At 64.6% G+C, this 17,200-nt stretch carries 13 protein-coding genes; 1 reads left to right on the top strand and 12 read right to left on the bottom strand.

Annotated elements, in window-relative coordinates; genetic code table 11:
• Positions 1-7 precede the first annotated feature (7 nt).
• The 5 genes from GTP55_RS05730 to GTP55_RS05705 form a co-directional block, all read right to left on the bottom strand.
• Positions 8-856, bottom strand: a complete 849-nt coding sequence (locus GTP55_RS05730; protein WP_161043989.1) for a FecR family protein — start codon at positions 854-856, stop codon at positions 8-10.
• Complete coding sequence (locus GTP55_RS29775; protein WP_229257761.1) at positions 825-5,801, bottom strand: beta strand repeat-containing protein; 4,977 nt, start codon at positions 5,799-5,801, stop codon at positions 825-827. The genes GTP55_RS05730 and GTP55_RS29775 overlap by 32 nt, the downstream gene beginning before the upstream one ends.
• A gap of 16 nt (positions 5,802-5,817) precedes the next feature.
• On the bottom strand, positions 5,818-7,395 hold the full coding sequence (locus tag GTP55_RS05715) for a ShlB/FhaC/HecB family hemolysin secretion/activation protein (protein WP_161043988.1): 1,578 nt from the start codon (positions 7,393-7,395) through the stop codon (positions 5,818-5,820).
• A 142-nt stretch (positions 7,396-7,537) separates the two neighbouring features.
• On the bottom strand, positions 7,538-9,748 hold the full coding sequence (locus tag GTP55_RS05710) for a CHASE2 domain-containing protein (protein ID WP_161044248.1): 2,211 nt from the start codon (positions 9,746-9,748) through the stop codon (positions 7,538-7,540).
• Between the two features lie 34 nt (positions 9,749-9,782).
• On the bottom strand, positions 9,783-11,426 hold the full coding sequence (locus tag GTP55_RS05705) for an HD family phosphohydrolase (protein WP_161043987.1): 1,644 nt from the start codon (positions 11,424-11,426) through the stop codon (positions 9,783-9,785).
• A 229-nt stretch (positions 11,427-11,655) separates the two neighbouring features.
• Between GTP55_RS05705 and GTP55_RS05700 the strand changes: the two genes are divergently transcribed.
• Positions 11,656-12,552 (top strand): MBL fold metallo-hydrolase, encoded by an 897-nt coding sequence (locus GTP55_RS05700; protein WP_161043986.1) that lies wholly within the window; start codon positions 11,656-11,658, stop codon positions 12,550-12,552.
• Here the strand turns inward: GTP55_RS05700 and GTP55_RS05695 are convergent.
• The 7 genes from GTP55_RS05695 to GTP55_RS05665 form a co-directional block, all read right to left on the bottom strand.
• Positions 12,544-13,092 (bottom strand): cyanophycin synthetase family protein, encoded by a 549-nt coding sequence (locus GTP55_RS05695; RefSeq protein WP_161043985.1) that lies wholly within the window; start codon positions 13,090-13,092, stop codon positions 12,544-12,546. The genes GTP55_RS05700 and GTP55_RS05695 overlap by 9 nt on opposite strands.
• Before the next feature lie 70 nt (positions 13,093-13,162).
• Entirely contained in the window at positions 13,163-14,068 is a 906-nt protein-coding gene (locus GTP55_RS05690; protein ID WP_161043984.1) for an alpha/beta hydrolase, read from the bottom strand.
• Positions 14,065-14,523, bottom strand: coding sequence for a GNAT family N-acetyltransferase (locus GTP55_RS05685; protein ID WP_202423582.1), 459 nt, complete (start codon positions 14,521-14,523; stop codon positions 14,065-14,067). The genes GTP55_RS05690 and GTP55_RS05685 overlap by 4 nt, the downstream gene beginning before the upstream one ends.
• A gap of 9 nt (positions 14,524-14,532) precedes the next feature.
• Positions 14,533-15,234, bottom strand: coding sequence for a metallophosphoesterase (locus GTP55_RS05680; RefSeq protein WP_229257760.1), 702 nt, complete (start codon positions 15,232-15,234; stop codon positions 14,533-14,535).
• Between the two features lie 171 nt (positions 15,235-15,405).
• On the bottom strand, positions 15,406-15,789 hold the full coding sequence (locus tag GTP55_RS05675; RefSeq protein WP_202423580.1) for a hypothetical protein: 384 nt from the start codon (positions 15,787-15,789) through the stop codon (positions 15,406-15,408).
• Between the two features lie 84 nt (positions 15,790-15,873).
• Positions 15,874-16,137: an ORF6N domain-containing protein gene (locus tag GTP55_RS05670; protein ID WP_371868292.1), complete on the bottom strand. Its 264-nt coding sequence runs from the start codon at positions 16,135-16,137 to the stop codon at positions 15,874-15,876.
• Positions 16,138-16,188: 51 nt separating this feature from the next.
• A complete protein-coding gene (locus tag GTP55_RS05665) occupies positions 16,189-17,199 on the bottom strand; it encodes an inorganic phosphate transporter (RefSeq protein ID WP_110844524.1) in 1,011 nt (336 codons plus the stop codon).
• Position 17,200: the final 1 nt, after the last annotated feature.

The raw sequence follows: 17,200 nt of genomic DNA, 5'->3' as shown, positions 1-17,200 counted from the left end.
GGTTTTTTTAGCGGACTTCGCAATCCACTGTATTGGACTTGGGTGGCGTGGTGGACCCGCCAGCCGGGGCAGCCGGCTGCGCAAAGGCCGGCGGCAGCGTGAATTGAAGGCCAGGGTTCTTCGGTACGATCACCGGCGGCTGCGTCGGGCTCGCCGTGTAGCCGAACTGGCCGGCGGTAAAGTTCTGCGCCCCGCCCTTATTGGTCAGGTTGATCATTCCGTCGATCACCTGAACGTACAGTCCCGGCGGCAGCGCGGACGTGCCTGGCGCTGGAATGGCGGCTTGCGCCAGCAGCAGCGGCTGCAGCGGATAGGTGTCTTCCAAGCCGGCAGTGCTGGCCATCAGCCAAGCCTGCCGTTGGGCAGCGGCGTATGCCACCGCCTGCTCGGTCGGTTCCACCCACTCGGCGACAAAGGTGGTGCCGCGGATGCCGATGGTGGCGCTTGGCGTCTTCAGCGAGAACTTTTCCTTGTTGCGCTTGCCCAGCAGGCCGGTCACCGAGCGCAAGCCGCCCTTGACCAGGTTGAAGGAAGCGTTGTCGCCATCGGGCTTGTCGGCATCGTAGGCGAAATTCTCCACCTTGAAGGTGGTCGACGGCTTCAGCGTGATCTCGCTGTTGTCGATGAACTTGACCATGGCGTAGGTGTTCTTTTCGGTCACCAGCGTGTCGCCGCTTTCCACTTCGGATTTCATCGACAGGATGCGCACCGCGCCGTCGGCGCGCTTGGCCATCAGCGGTCCGCTTAACTGCACGATGGTGCCTGCTACTTGGCCCGCCCAGCTGGCGCCGGCCACCCAGAACAGCATCAACGCCAGCCAGGCCCTAATTGCAGTAAGTCTTTTTGATTGGTTCATTTTTCGTTCCGGTCTGGTCGTTTGTTACTGCTACCTTGTCGCCCTTTTTGCTGTCTTCAGGCGTGGACGAGGTCGTGGTACCGCCCGCGCTCGAGCCGCCGGACGAACTGCCGCCTGGCGTACCTTCGCTGCTCGCCAAGGTTTTAATGACCTCGTTGGAGGCCTGTTGGACTGGCTTGACAGGCTCAGAAGCGGTTGGCGGCGACAGTACCTGGCACAACGCCGAATTCGGCGCGATGGTGCAGATGTCGGCCGATGGCGGCGGCGTTGGTGTAGGCGTTGGCACCGGAGTAGGTACAGGCGTCGGTACTGGCGTTGGCACCGGGGTCGGCACCGGGGTCGGCACCGGCGTTGGCACTGGGGTTGGCACCGGCGTTGGCACTGGGGTCGGCACCGGCGTTGGCACTGGAGTCGGCACCGGCGTTGGCACTGGAGTCGGCACCGGCGTTGGCACTGGAGTCGGCACTGGAGTCGGCACCGGCGTTGGCACTGGAGTTGGCACTGGAGTCGGCACCGGCGTTGGCACTGGGGTCGGCACCGGCGTTGGCACTGGAGTCGGCACCGGCGTTGGCACTGGAGTCGGCACCGGCGTTGGCACTGGAGTCGGCACCGGCGTTGGCACCGGAGTAGGTACCGGAGTAGGTACCGGCGTTGGCGTAGGTACCGGCGTCGGGACAGGCGTTGGCGTTGGCGTTGGCGTTGGCGTTGGCGTTGGCGTTGGCGTTGGCGTTGGCGTCGGCGTTGGCGTTGGCGTCGGCGTTGGCGTCGGCGTCGGCGTCGGCGTCGGCGTCGGCGTCGGCGTCGGTGCAGGCACCAGCGTCGCAATCACCTCCCCGCCCACGTCCAACACCTGACCGACCCCGGCTGAATAACCCGTCGCCGTCACGGACACATGCCCGCTAATCGACTTCACCAGAGCACCACCGCCGAGCGTAATCGTATTGCTGACGTCATAGCCCGTGCCCGCCGCCAGCGTGATATTGCCGCTGTCCGACGTAACGGAACCGTCAATCTCCAGTGGGCTATGCGTTTGCAACGTGATCGCGCCGGTGCTGGTCGCCACCGCGCCGGCGATCTTCATGCCGCCGGTATTATCGATGCTGATGGCGCCGCCATTGCCGCCGACGGTGGCCACCTGCTTAACGTCATGCACCGTCATCATCTGCGTATTGTGATTGGTGTTGGCGATATAAATCCCCGCCGTGCTGCCGCTGCCGGCGGTGTTGGTCACCGTCAGCTCAGACACCTCGGTCACCAGCGGGGCATCACTGGCGCCCACACCGCCGGTCGTGTTCAACGTCAGTGCATCCGCCGTCAGCGCCGTGCCGCTGCCGCGCACCACGCCACCGCCCGTCACCGACAGCAACACGTCGCCATTGCTGCTCACACCATCGATGTCATCAAGCTGCGCAATCGCCAGCGTCCCGGTGTTGGCAAAATGCAGGTGCCCGCTTCCAGTCTGCGCCACCGCCAGGTTACTGACCGAATTACCCGGACTGGTCAGCATGATGTTGCCGGACGTCTGCAACGCCAGATCCGGCACAGCGATGGCGCCGGTCTGGGTAATGTTGCCGCCATTGCTGAACAACGCAATGCGAGTGGTCGCGGCGTTGCGGGTGGCCAGCGTGCCGCCGTTACCGCCGATGATGCCGGCCACCGTGATATTGCCGACGTTGAGCGTGGCATCGGTCGAACCCATCGTCACGCTGGGCGCTGACAGATGCCACAGATTGCTCACCGCGAGGCAATCGCCTCCGCAGCCAGTGTTCGCACCAATCACCATTTTGTAGTCGCTACTGTACGGATGCACAATCGCGTAGCTGGATGTCAAGTCCGCCGCCAGCGTCAGTGCATCGGCGCCGATCTCGAAGGTGCCGGCCGAGCCGGCCTGATTCACCACCACGGAGCCGCCCGACAACGACACCTTCTGTGCGCGGCCGTTCAAGGTACCGCTCACCGTGATGCCAGTCGCCTCCACGTTGATCGCGCCGGTCGATGCGCTGCTGCTCAGCGCAACATTGCCCAGCGTCAGCGCCTGACCGTTGTTGAACGACAGCGAGCCGACATTGTTGGCGCTAAGCGCAGTAATGTGATTATTCCCCAGCAGGCTCACCTCGCCTGGCGTGCTTACACTCAGCGACAGCGCGCGGAGTGCGCCATCATCGACAGTCTGGGAAATGTTGCCGGGCCCCGCCAGCGCGATATTGTTCTGACCGGCGTCGATATTGCTCACAACGTAATCGCCGGCACCGCTATACCCGAAGTTGCCATTGGAGCTACCGGTGACGCGATCGACCAGGTTGGCGCCGCTCAGGCCGACACTGCTGTCCGCAATGACGTTCAGGTAGCTGGCAGTGATCACGCCGCTGCCAGTGATGTTGGCGCCCATCAGCGTCACACTCTGCGTCTTGGCATTCAACGCGCCGGACACCAGCAGATCGCCATTGGTGTGGACGCTGATGGCGCCGTCGCCATAATTGCCGGTCAACGTGATGGCATTCAGCGTCAGCAGCTGGCTGGCGCTGTTACTGAAGGACAAGGAGCCGACACTGGTCGCGCCCAGCGCCGCGATTTGGTTGGAGGAGCCGTTAAGCCGCGCCGCGCCGGCCGCCATCACCGCCAACGAGTTTGCTGTCAGTGCAGAGTAACCGGTCTGCTGAATGCCGCCGCCGGAATTGAGAGTGATACCGGTGACGGCCGAAATGTCGCCGCTAATATTCATATCGCCCAGGCTGTTGAAGCTGAAACCCGCGGTACGCGCAGAGCCGGAGATATTGTCGACATTATTGGCGCCGGTCAGGGCGACGCTGGCGCCGTTGGCACTCAAGCTGCCGGCGGTAATCGCGCCGGTGCCGCTGACGCTATTCGTCGCATTCAGATTCAGCCCCCGCGCCACCGTCAGTGTGTCGTTGACCGCGATCGAGGCGCCGGTGAGGTTCAACTGACCACTGCTGCTGCTGCCGCTCAGGTCGATAGGACCAGCCACCGTCACCGCGCCAGCGGCGCCATTACCAATGGTGAGCGTACCGGTCGACACCGAGCCAAGCCCGGCTGCGCTCAGGTTCAGCGTGTTGGCATTGCTGCCGCCGAGCGTGATGCCGCGGCCGGCCGTGTAGGCCGCAAACGAGACAGAATCGTTGCCATCGCTGGCGCCGCTGCCGACGGTGCCACTGGCGCCGTTCAGGACGATATTGTCGGCCACGAACGACAGCACCGCCGCGCTGCTGGCGCTGGTCGCCACACTGCTGTTGGCGCCCAACGTGATGGCGCCGCCGGCCACGTTGGCGCGCGCGTCAAGGTTGCCGCCGGCCAGATCCACCTTGCCGTCGATGTTGACGTAGGCGCCCGTCAGCGTCGCGTTCTTGCCGCCGGTGCGCAGGATGTAAGCGTTGTTGGCGGCACTGGCCAGCGTAACGCCGCCGATGCCGGAGGCGCTGCCGCTGGCCGCGTCGTTCGCGGTCAGCGTCACGCCGCCGCCCATGTAGATCGGCGCGTTGACCTTGATGTCATTACCGGCCTGTACCGTCAGCGAGGCGCTGGAGTCGTTCAAAATAGCGCTGCTGATCGTGACGTCGCGCTTGGCTTGCAGCACGACGTTGGAGGAGGATTGCGTAATCAAGCCGGCGCCGATAGACGTCAGGTCTGTAAGCAGACTGACGCCAAAGGTGGCAACGTCGCTCAGCTGCGTGAGCGTTGTGCCGCCAACCACCTCGATATCCAGCGGATCGAGCAGCCAGCTGCCGGTCTTGCCGTTAGCCGCGCCGGTATTCACCCGCGCGCCGGCCACGTCCAGGTAATCGCCCGAGGTTTCCACCTGGCCGCCGTTGCCGCCCTGCGCGCCGCCGCGCGCGTAGAGCGCACCATACATGCGCGTCGCATCCTGGCTCCACACCACCACCGTGCCGCCGTTGCCGCTCTGCGTGGCGTCGGCGCTGATGACCACGTCCTTGCCGACGAAGGTCGACTCGGCGTTGACCACCGCCGCGTTCTTGCCCTGGTAATCACCGCCGACCAAAACTTTGCCGCCGCCGGCCGCGCCGCTGGCGTCCACCACCGCATTGCCGGTCACGCCGACCTGCCGGCCCAGCAGCAGGATATCGCCGCCGGTATTCTGGTCGCTGCCGGTGGCGCTGGTCACGCTGCCTGCCTCCACCAGCGTGGTGCCGCTGGCCTTGAGCACGATCTTGCCGTTCTCGCCGCGCACCGCGCTGTTGGCGTTGATCGCGCCGCGCTGATTGACCAGCGCGCCATACACGCCCACGCGGCCGCCCTGCGCCACGATGCTGCCCAGGTTCAGCGCCTGGTCGGCCGGCGCCGACACCACCACCTGCACATTCGGATCTTTGGAATCGAACAGCTGCACGCTGTGACCGGCCGCCAGCACCACATCGCCATTCGGCGCGGTGACGACGCCGCTGTTTTCCACCGACGGCGCGATCAGAAAGATCTGGCCGCCGGACGGCGTGGTAATCGTGCCCTGGTTGCTGACCTTGCCCGCGACGTCGCCGGCTGTGAAGGTGTTTTTACCCGCCAGGAAATCGGCGTTGGAAATATTCAGGCTGGACGCCACCAACCCGTTGACGTCCACGCGCGCACCGGCGCCAAACACCACGCCGTTCGGATTAATCAGGAACACCTTGCCGTTCGATTGCAGCGAACCGAGGATCAGGCTCGGGTCCACGCCGGTCACCCGGTTCAGCACCTTGCTGTCGCTGCTTTGCTGGATGAAGCGGGTGATCTCGTCGGCGCCGATCGAAAAACCCTGCCAGTTGATGATGGCGTTCGGCGTATTGGTAATCGTAAAGGTCTTGCCCTGCTGGCTGAAGCTCGCCTGCCCCGCCACCACGGTCGGATTGACGGGCGCCGCCTGGGCGCCGGCGTAACAGGCCGCCACCATCACGGCGAGGGCTTTGCGGCGCAAGTTAAAACGGGGGGTCGGTTTCATCTTGTCTCTTCTTTACTTAGTAAGCCAGGCCCAGGCGCAGGTGCAGACGATTGGCGTCAGCGCGGGTGGTGACGCCGGCCTTGGTCACATGGCCATAGTCCAGTTGCAGATTCACATAGGTCGACAGCACCAGGCGCGCGCCGAGGCCGGCGCTGGCGATGGTGGTGGTATCGAGGTCGCCCGGCTGCGCATTGTTGCGGCTGACGTAGGCGGTGTCGTAGAAGCCCAGCAGGCGGCAATTCCAGCCGCCGCGCGGGCACAGGTTGGGCGTGTACGCCTCCAGGTTGAGGCTGACGCCGGTATCGTTGGAAATTTCGCGCTCGATGAAGCCGCGCACCGAGGTGGCGCCGCCAGCGCCAAACTGTTCGCCGGGAATCAGCGCGTCGCGCGTGTACTGGCCGTTGACGATGGCGCGCAGCTGCCAGTCGCTGGCCAGCGCGCGGGTGACGCTGCCGGCGAAGCGCAGCACGGTGTAGTCCGCTTTGGCGTCCACGCGCGCAGCGGTGAAGGCGCGCTGATCGCCATTGGAACCGCCGGAGAGATTGCGCAGCAGCGTCAGCTGGCCGCCGATCTCGCCCTGCGGGATCGGCGCATTCAGCTGGTAGCTGACGCTGACCGGGTGCACCGTCACATTGTTGCCCAGCTCAACGCCGTCGTACTGCACGCTGTTCTTGAACGCTTTGACATCCACGCCGTAGGACAGCCGCGACTCGGTCTCGCCGCGCTTGGCCAGCGCCTGGTTGTAGCGCGCGCCGTACACCGCGCCCTTGCCGCTGACGGCCAGGTTGAGCAAGCCGGCGCTGACGGTGCCGGAATCGACGTTGGAATAGCTGGCGAACAAGTCCAGCGAGTCGCCCAGCTCATACAGCGGGATATGGTAGCCGGCGCCATACACCTTGACCCGCCCCGGTTCCTCGGCCGAGGTGGTGTATTGCAGCGAGCCCACATGGTCGCGCCCGAACAGGTTGGCGTTTTGCAGCACCACGCCGACGTGGGTCTTGCCGGTGCCCTCGCTGCCGGTATTGTCGGCGTTGGCCATGACCTTCCACGGCGACTCGTCCTTGACGTCCAGCAGCGCGTCGACCTCATCGTCGCGCTCGCCGCCTTGCAGTTTCATTGCCACCTGTTTGGACGGATTCTCGTTGCCCTGTTTCAGGTTGGCCGACACGGCATTCAGGTCCGGCGAGCGGCCCGGCTGCAAGGCCGGCAGGCTGCGGCGGATGTTGGCCTCGTCGAAATAGCGGTTGTTCTTGACCGTCACGCGGCCGATTTTGGTCTCCACCACGCGCAGGGTCACCACGCCGCCATTCAGTTCCTGTTCCGGCAGCTCGATGGTGACGATGTTGTAGCCGTGCTGGTGATAGCGCGCTTCCAGTGCCTCCAGCGCGCGCTGCACGTCGCCGAAGTCGCGCTGTTTGCCGCTGTAGCCGGCCAGCACGGCGTCGATTTCGGTCTGCGGCAACAAGGTGTTGCCCTTGACGTCGAAGCGGGAAATCTCAAAGCGGATGATGCCGTCATCGGCCGCGCCCCATGCCGATGCCACTGCGGCGACCAGAAGGGACGCTGCAAGCAGGCGCGTGATTTGATATTTCATGTTGTGACGCATGACGGATGACATTCGATTTATGAGGGTAAGATGCGGGCCCAAAAATAGCCCTGAGGAAACATTTTATTGAAGTGTAAACTGCCTTGGCCGGGTTAGCCATGTAATTCTGTCGATTGTTACTTTTTAGGTATTATTTTGTGTCGTAGGTGGTAACGCCGTCCCAGCGGTCGCCCGGGGGATGGGCGCGGTAGTGGACGATGCGGTCGCGGTACAACTGGTACAGGCCGCGCTGCGGCGACAGTGCTTGCAATGCGGCAAGCTGCGTTTCGGCCTCGTCCCAGTGCTGCGCGCGAACGGCGGCCAGGGCTGCATGCCAGCTGGCCAGTTCGGCGCGGGTGGCGTCATCCACCTCGGCATCCAGCGCCAGCGGCTCGAAAATCGCTACCGGCTCGTTCTTGCCCTTGACCCGCACCAGGTCCAGCTCGCGGTAGCAGAATTCCGGCGCCGCCGCGCGCGTGGCCTCGCCCACCGCGATGCCGACGCCATACACCTTGGTAATGCCCTCCAGCCGCGAACCGAGATTGACGGCGTCACCCATCACCGTATAGGCGCGGCGGATGTTGGAGCCCATGTCGCCCACGTGCATCAGGCCGGAATTGAGGCCGATGCCGATCTTCAGTGCCGGCCAGCCGCGCGCGATGAAGTCATCATTCAGCCGGCGCGCGCTGGCCTGCATCAGCAGCGCGGTGGCCACCGCGCGCCGCGCGTGGTCGCTGAAATGCACCGGCGCGCCCCAGAACGCCATCACGGCGTCGCCGATGTATTTGTCCAGCGTGCCCTGGTGCGCGCTGCGGATGTCTTCCGACATCGCCGTCAGGTACAGGTTGATGTATTCGCGCAGCTGTTTCGGCGTCAGCCCTTCCGAGATGGTGGTAAAGCCGCGCACGTCAACGAACATCACGGTCAGCTCGCGGCTTTCGCCGTCCATGTTGTACCGGGCGGGATTCTCGGCCATCTGCGCCACCAGTTCCGGCGCCACATATTCGCCGAAGCGCGAGACCAGCCCGCGATTGCGCCGCACTTCAAAGAAATAGCCCCAGGCCAGGTTCAGCACGAACACGGCGGCGATCAGCACCAGCGTCATCGCCATCTTCAGCACCGCGTCCATCTCGGTGTAGCTCCAGTAGTTGAAGCCGAACACGGCGCCCGCCATGGCCGCCGCCAGCAGCATCGACGGCAGCGGCGCCAGCACCCCGAGCGCGAGCGCCAGCACGCCGCCCGCCACCAGCACCTGGAGCGCCTCGATGCCGTCGGCGTAATCCGGCCGCACCTTGAAGCGGCCGTCGAGGATGGACTTGATCATGTTGGCGTGCACCTCCACGCCGGGATAGGCGCTGTTGACCGGGGTTGCGCGCAGGTCCAGCAGGCCCGGTGCGGTGGTGCCGATCAGGACGATGCGGTCGGCCAGCACCTCTTTCCTGACGCGGCCGGCCAGCACGTCGGCCGCCGACACGTACGGGAAGGCGCCGCCGTTCGGCCCGCCGGCGCCGCGAAACTCGATCAGGTTGGACAGGTTCTCGCCGACCGGAATGCGCATCGGCGCCTTTTTCTGGCCGACGAACATCAGCAGCGTGTCGAGCCCGCCGTTGGCGCGCTGGCGGGCCGACAGCTCGGCCACATTGGTTTCCCACAGCGGCGTGATGGCGCGCGCCTGCAGGGCCACCGCCGCCGTCGCCAGCGACAAGGTCGGATAAAAGCCGTCACCGATGCGCATCAGCAGCGCCGTGTGGCGCAGGATGCCGTCCGGGTCCGGCAAGGCGGTGAAGATGCCGCCGGTGGCCGCCGCGTCCTGCAGGCGGTCGAGGTTGGCCAGGTAGCCGTTGTAGGTGATGGCCGGCAGCGCGCGGCCGTTCAGCGTATCGGTGTTGAAGAAGGGATCGGGCAGCTTGCCCTTGCGCTGGTGCTCGGCCACGTTGTAGCCCAGCACCACCGGCTGGTCCTCCAGCGCCTTGACCAGCAGGCCGTCGTAGTCCAGCTGTTCTTTCAGGCCGGCGACGCGGGCGCCGAAGCCGCCGACGTCCTTCAGCTCGCGCTGCGCCAGTTGCTCCAGCACGTCGTAGCCGGAGGTGTTGTCGGCCTCGGCGAACACGATGTCGAAGCCGGCCGCCGCCACGCCGTAATGCCCGGTCAGCTGCGTGACCAGCTGGGCGACGATCTTGCGGTTCCACGGAAAGTGGCCGACTTCGGCGATGCTTTTTTCATCGATATCGACCACCACGATGCGCGGGTCCAGCACCGGCTTGACCAGCCGCATGCGCAGGTCGGCAAAGAAGGTGTCCATGCGCTCGACGGCGTCGATGCGCAGCGCGCCCGACACCTGCAACACCGCCAGCGCGGTCATCAGCAGGCCCAATACCCAGCGCAGGCCATACTTTTTAAGTATTTTGATCCGCACGATAACCAGGAATCTGCGATTCGTCGATGGCGTCGATCTGTTTCTCGTCCATGTTCTTGTGGGCGAATTCCAGGTAGATCTTGTTGCGGATGAAAATGTCGAACAGGTCGGGGTCGATGTGGCCGTTCAGCGCGAAATGGCCGAGGATGCGCAGCGACTCCGACAGCATCTTGCCCTTCTTGTACGGCCGGTCCCTGGCGGTCAGCGCCTCGAAAATGTCGGCAATCGCCATCACCCGCGCCTGCACCGACATCTGGTCCTTGGTCAGGCCGCGCGGATAGCCCTTGCCGTCCATGCGCTCGTGGTGGCCGCCGGCGTATTCGGGCACGTTCTTCAGGTGCTTGGGCCATGGCAGCGCCTCCAGCATCTTGATGGTCATCGAGATGTGGTTGTTGATTTCCTTGCGCTCCGGCTCGGTGAGCGTGCCGAACTTGATGGTCAGGTTGGTCAGCTCATCGTCGCTGAGGAAGGCTTGCTCGGCGCCGTCCGGGCCGGTCCAGCGGCGCTGGCCGATCTGGCGCACGCGCGCCTGGTCTGCCGCTTGCATGCCCTCGCCGCCGACGTTGGCATAGCGGATGAAGTCGCGCTCTTCGCGCAGCGCGGCCTGTTGCTGCGCCAGCTCAGCATCGATGGCGGCATGGTCGGCGCCCGCGCCGGTGCCAACCTCCAGCTTGCGCTTGAGGGCGGCGATTTCGGCGTCGCGCAGCAGCACTTCAAAGCGCGTGTCCACCAGCGCGATGCGGTCGAAAATGGTTTCCAGCTTGGTGGCCTTGTCGACCACGTGGACCGGCGTTGTGATCTTGCCGCAGTCGTGCAGCAGGCCGGCCAGCCACAACTCCTTGCGGTCGGCGTCGTTCATCTGGAAATCGGCCAGCGGGCCGGTCTCCGTGTTATGCACGGCCTCGGCCAGCATCATGGTCAGCTCGGGCACGAACTGGCAGTGACGGCCGGTGTACGGCGACTTTTCGTCGATGCCGATATTGATCAGGTTGACCAGCGCTTCCAGCAGTTCTTCCAGTTGCGCGATCAGGCGCTGGTGGGTCAGCGCCACCGCCGCCTGCGCCGCCAGCGCTTCGATGAAACGCTGGTCGGTCTGGGTGAAGGCGCGGATCTCGCCGCTTTCGGTGTCCTTGGAGTTGATCAGTTGCAGCACACCCACCAGTTCGCCTTCGTGGTCGCTCATCGGCACCGTCAGGAAGGATTGCGAATGGTAGTTGCGCAGCTGGTCGAACTTGACCATGCCGGAAAAGTTGAACACATCGGCCTTGTACACATCCTCGATGTTGACCGACAGGCCGAAGTGCGCGGCATAGGCCGCCACCGCCGAGAGGTTTTTCTCGCCGTCGTCGTTGTACAGCGGCACGCTGCCGGCCGTCACCGGCTGGCCGCTGGAGCCGCCCTGGTGGATTTGCAGCGTGTCGTTGATGAGGATGTGGAAATTCAGCTGCCGCTTGTCGTCGCTCGGGCGGTACAGCGTGCCGCCGTCGGCATTGGTCATGCGCTTGGCGACGACCAGTATGCGCTCCAGCAAGGCGTCGGTATCGTGGCTGCTGCCCAGCTGAACGTTGAGTTCTGTCAGCTGATCCAGCCGCTCGGCGATTTGCGATTGATTCAACTCTTGCATGGTTGTTTTTTAGATACCTGTGGAAGAAGTGGCAGCGGCCGTACAACGAGCAGGCTCAGGGTGGAAGTGTATCTCTAGCGCAAGCTGTTGTACATCGGGAAATAGCCAGAACCGATGAAATTGCACCGGCTTTTTCCCTGTCGCGGGAAAAAAAAGCTATCATCGGCTGTAGGTAATGCGGCAACACACCAAATAGCAAGAACAAAAAAGTACACCAGGGATTTTGCGTATGAAATTCAAATTTTGGGGAGTGCGCGGTTCGATTCCCTCCCCCGGTCCGCGGACGGCGCGCTATGGTGGCAACACCACCTGCATCGAAGTGCGCACCGACGATGACACCCTGATCATTCTCGACGGCGGTACCGGCCTTTTTTCGCTGGCGCAGTCACTGATCCAGCAAAAGACCCGTCCTATCCACGCGAACATTTTCATTACCCATAGTCACTGGGATCACATCCACGGCCTGCCGTTCTTTACGCCGCTGTTCATTCGCGACAGCCGGGTGCGGCTGCATGGCGTGACCGATCCGGTCACCGGCAACGGCATTGAGCATGTGATGGGGGTGCAGCTACAGAACAGCTATTTCCCGGTCAGCGAAACGCAGATGGACGCGACCATTGAATACCGGACGCTGGAAGTGGACCAGCCGGTCAGCGTGGGCGACGCCACGGTCAGCAATGTGGTGATGAACCATCCGGTGACGGACCTGGGCTACCGGGTCGAGTGTAACGGCCGCTCGCTGTTCTTCACCGGCGACCATGAGCCGCACTACAACATTCATCCGGCCGGTCACCCGGAGCATGCGGCCTACGAGATGTGGATGGCCGAGCGCAACGCCGCCATCGACGCCACGGTGCGCGGCGTCGATGCCTTGATCGTCGATTGTTCGTACACGCGGGAGGAGTATCCCGCCAAGCGAGGCTGGGGCCACGGCACCTTCGACTCGGCGTTTGCGCTGGCGCTGCGCACTGGCGCCAAAACGCTGTTCTGCACCCACCACGAGCCGACCCGCAGCGACGATGAGCTGGAAGCCGTGTTCGCCGAAGTCATGGCGCGCCATGCGCCGCTGCTGGGTGACCTGAAGGTGGTGCTGGCTTACGAGGGGATGGAAGTGACGTTAGCCTAGGCGGTGCGCCGGCAGCAGCATCGCCAGCGGTTGCTTGGGTATGACCGACATCAGGATGGTGCGCGCGGTCTGCATCAGCGAACCGCGCGGTTTGCTGCGGCGGTCGGCCAGCGCGCGCAGACGGGCCAGGCCGGCCTTGACGTTGAAGGAGCGGCCGGCCAGCATGGCGTTGACCAGCTGCGTGGCCATCTTCAGCGCCGGCGCGGCGGCGCTTTTCGCGCTGTACGGCAGCACCATGCGATAGCGGCCCTGCATGCGCGGCACCACGTCGACAAAACCGACCGTCACTTCATTCAGCGCCAGACGGCGCAATTCGAGGGCAGTCTGCTGCACCAGCTCCACCACCGGCGGCACAGCGTCGGCGCGCTTGCCGACCAGGCCGCGCAAACGGGCCAGGCCCGGTAAAGCGGCGTACAGGCGTTCCTGCAATTTTTCAGTTGCTTCTTCGCTCACAGCGTCCAGTTCGAGGATGCTCAGCAGGCAAGTTTGGGTGGAGTAACGGTTGCCGCTCTCCAGATAGCGTTGGTCAATGATTTTCATGAGCAGCATTGTGCCCGTTGTCAGGTCGGCGCGGTAGCGGCAACGGGCGCGGCGCCTTGTAAGACAATACTTACATCGGCGCCGCTAAGGCGGGATCCAGCTCGGCAAGGAAAGTTTCTACAGAACTAGTATAGGCGCCGGGCAGGCCGAGCGTGGCGTTGATCTCCATGTGACTCAGCGGCTGCGCCAGCACCTGCACGCGCATCCCCTGCGCGCGGGCGCGGCTGGCGTAGGCCTCGGCTTGCGGACAGGAATCCTGACGCCGCGACGAGCATACCGCCAGCAGCGGCAAGGCGCCCGGTTTCAGCTGTGCCGCCGGCGAGACGCTGCGCCAGTAAGCGGCATCGCTGCCGAAGACGCGGTCATAGAACGGGAAATGGCGCTGCGCCATCAGCGCCGGCAGGTCCATGGCGGCACTGTCGAGCGCCACCGCGCCCAGCCACGGCGTGACGCCCTGCGGCGGCGGCGCCGACGCCAGCAGCGCCACCAAGTGGGCGCCGGCCGAATGCCCCATCAGCACGAACTTGCTGCGGTCGCCGCCCCAGCCGGCCGCGCCGGCCTGTGCCGCCGCCAGTGCGGCAGCGATGTCGGCCGCTTGGGTCGCCACGCTGGCGCCGGGCAGCAGGCGATAGTTGACCGACACCACGATGATGCCGCGCGTGGTCCAGCGCCTGACCTTGTTCTGCACTACCTGCGCGCTGGCCTTGTCGCCGGTGCGCCAGGCGCCGCCGTGGACCATGAAGATCACCGGCGCGCGGTGGGCGTTGCGCGGCAAATACACGTCGTAGCGCTGCAGGCGATGCTCGCCGTAAGCCTGGTCGGCCAGCAGCCGCACACCGTCAGGCAGGGCAAACGGCGCGGCGCCACCCTCTTCCATTCCATCCTGCAACGCCGCCAGGCGCTCGCTCAGCGGGCCGGCGGCCGGCGCGCCCAGCGCCAGCATCAGCAGTGCGGCAAGGGCGGCGTGGCGCCTCATGGCAGCTGCTTTTCGAAGCACACCGCCAGCGGGTTGCCGATGTACTTGCCGTAGTTGTCGATGCGCTGGTAGCCGCGCGCTTCGTAGAAGTCCATGGCGCGGCGGTTGACCAGCCGCGTTTCCAGCCAGACGGCCTGGTAGCCCAGCGCCTGCGCCTCGCCTTCCAGATAGCGCAGCACGGCGCTGCCGACGCCGCTGGTGCCGTGGCGCGCGTACATGCGCTTGATCTCGGCCACGCCGGGTTCCAGCGGGCGGAAGGCGCCGCAGCCGAGCGCCGCGCCGCTGTCGCTGCGCGCCACGACAAAGCAGGCGGCCGGGCCGCGCACGTCGTCGGGGTCGAACGAGGCCTTGCCGCTGTCGCCGGTAATGGCTTCCAGCGCGGTCGACAATTCCGCCATCAGCAGAACGGACTCGGGCGCGGTCGGATCTTCTTCAATCAGGTGGATGGTGTGCATGGTGGCTAATTATTGCACAGTGCAGATCACCAGTTCCGGATCGGCGTTGATGCGCACCGGAATATTGCCGCAGCCAACGCCGCGGCTGACGATCAGGTCGCCGTTATCCGGCACCGGGAAGCGGCCGTAGTAAAACGGCCGCGACAGCGGACCTTGGGGCATCAGCACTGGCGTGCCGTTGGGCAAGGCGATCTGGCCGCCATGCGTGTGGCCGGCGAAGCCGATGTCGTAGCGCTGCCGGTCCAGCACCAGCAAACCGTCGGGCGCGTGCATCAGCAATATGCGCGTCACCGCAGCACCGGCGAACGTGGCGGCGGCATCGGGCGCGCCGGTCCACGGATCGTCCATGCCGCAGATGGAGACGCTGTCGAATGGCGCCGGCAACATCAGCGCGCGGTTGACCAGCGTGTGCACGCTAGCCCGGCTGAACATCTGCGTCAGCTGCATGTCATCGGTGGACAGGTCGTGGTTGCCGAACACGGCGAACTTGCCGAACGGCGGACGGCAGGCTGCCAGCCGTGGCATCAGCACCTCGGCGTAGTGCGCCGGACCGGAGACGTAATCGCCGCCCAGCAGCAGCACATGCGGCTGCTCGATGGCGATCTGGGCGAACAGATCGTCGAAGATGGCCGGATGGGTCGGCGGGCCGGCAACGTCACGCTGTGGCGGGTGACGCCGAGCCGGCCGTGCAGCCCCAGCCGATAACTCCACGCCGCCACCCGGCCGCCCAGCAAGGCAGCGTTCAGCCAGGCTTCCGTGGTGGTGCGGCGTGGGGAATAGCGTTTGTTACGCGGAGCGGACATGAAGGCGGCCAGGAAAGCGGAAAACCCGGCATCATAGCCTAACTGGCGGCGGGCATGGCTGGCGGCCGCCAGGCGGTGCCTACAACGGCACGTCGACCAGCAATTGCGGGCGCAGTGCGCGCAAACGGAGTTCAGTGAAATAGCCGCCGGCTTCGGTGTAGCGCAGATACAGGCGCTGGCATTTCACGCAGCGCACTACGTGGCTGAGATTGGCCGGGTAATAGCGTGGCGCGATCGGAGCGTCGTCGCTTTGCAGGCGCGTGCCGGCCGGATGGTATTCCTTGAACGTCGGCTCGTCATACGCGTTTTCCACCAGCGAGCCTACTTCCGCGAACTGATCCAGCTCCAGCGTCAGCGGGATCTGCTGCCAGGCCAGTGCCTGCGCATCGTTGCAGTTGCAAGGTTGCGTCACAGCAGCGGACTGCTCCGCCATCCGCTTCAGGTTTGCGAAATCGATAAACATTCTTTTGTTCACTAGAATACGGCCAGCAGTCACTATACCTAAAGTTTCTTTTCCTCGTGAGCGAGGAAACCAATCGGTCGCTTTTCAGCAGGCTGCGGGATGGCCGTGAGCAGCCGCCATAATGGCACCATGTTCGGTAAAAGCCAACGGCGTCTTGCGCTTCCCTCCCCAACTTGAAGTCGCAAATTGCGACTTCAAGATGCCGATTTCATCCACACTGAGTTCGAAAATGAAGTCAACCGGGAAGCGCTCACGATTGCGGCGCACCTGTTCGTTCAACCTGCGCGTATCAACGCCATACAAATCAGCCAAATCAGCATCCAGCAACACCTTTTGACCACGCAGCACCAGTATCCGTTGCGCTATCGAACAAAAAAGGGAGCCGCGGCTCCCTTGGTGTTACATGATGTGGTGTCCGACCCACCAAGCCAGCGCGGCCACGAAGGCCGAGGCGGGGATGGTGAAGATCCAGGCCCAGACGATGTTGCCCGCCACGCCCCAGCGCACCGCCGACATCTTCTGCGCCGAGCCGACGCCGACAATCGCGCCGGTAATCGTGTGCGTGGTCGACACCGGCACGCCGAAGTGCGAAGCGATCAGCAAGGTGATGGCGCCGCCGCTCTCGGCGCAGAAACCGCCGACCGGCTTGAGCTTGGTGATCTTCTGGCCCATGGTCTTGACGATGCGCCAGCCGCCGAACAGCGTGCCGAACGAGATCGCGCCGTAGCACGACACGATCACCCACAGCGGCGGCGTTTCGCCACCGGCCGGCACCTGGCCGACCGCGATCAGCAGCATCCAGATGATGCCGATGGTCTTCTGCGCGTCGTTGCCGCCGTGGCCCAGGCTGTACGAAGCGGCCGAGATCAGTTGCAGGCGGCGGAACCATTTGTCGACCCGGCGCGGCGTCGAGCGCACGAAAATCCACGAGACAATCAGCATGATGATGGAGCCAAACACAAAGCCCATCAGCGGCGACAGGATGATCCACTGCACGGTCTTCCACAGGCCGCCGCCGACCAGCGCGCTGGTGCCGGACTTGGCCACCGCCGCGCCCACCAGGCCGCCGATCAGCGCGTGCGACGACGACGATGGAATGCCGTAGTACCAGGTAAACAGGTTCCAGACGATGGCGCCCACCAACGCGCCAAAGATGACGTACTGGTCGACGATGCCGGGGTCGATGGTGCCCTTGCCCACCGTGCCGGCCACGTGCAGGCCGACCACGAAGATCGCCACGAAGTTGAACAGCGCGGCCATGGCCACCGCCGTTTGCGGCTTCAGCACGCCGGTCGAGACCACCGTGGCGATCGCGTTGGCGGCGTCGTGGAAGCCGTTCATGAAGTCAAATATCAGCGCCAGCCCGATCAGCAGGATCAGCACGTAGAGACTGATTTGTATGGTATGCATG

Source organism: Duganella margarita (assembly GCF_009857535.1).
Classification (GTDB): domain Bacteria; phylum Pseudomonadota; class Gammaproteobacteria; order Burkholderiales; family Burkholderiaceae_D; genus Rugamonas; species Rugamonas margarita.
This window is presented reverse-complemented; position numbering and strand designations above follow the sequence as displayed.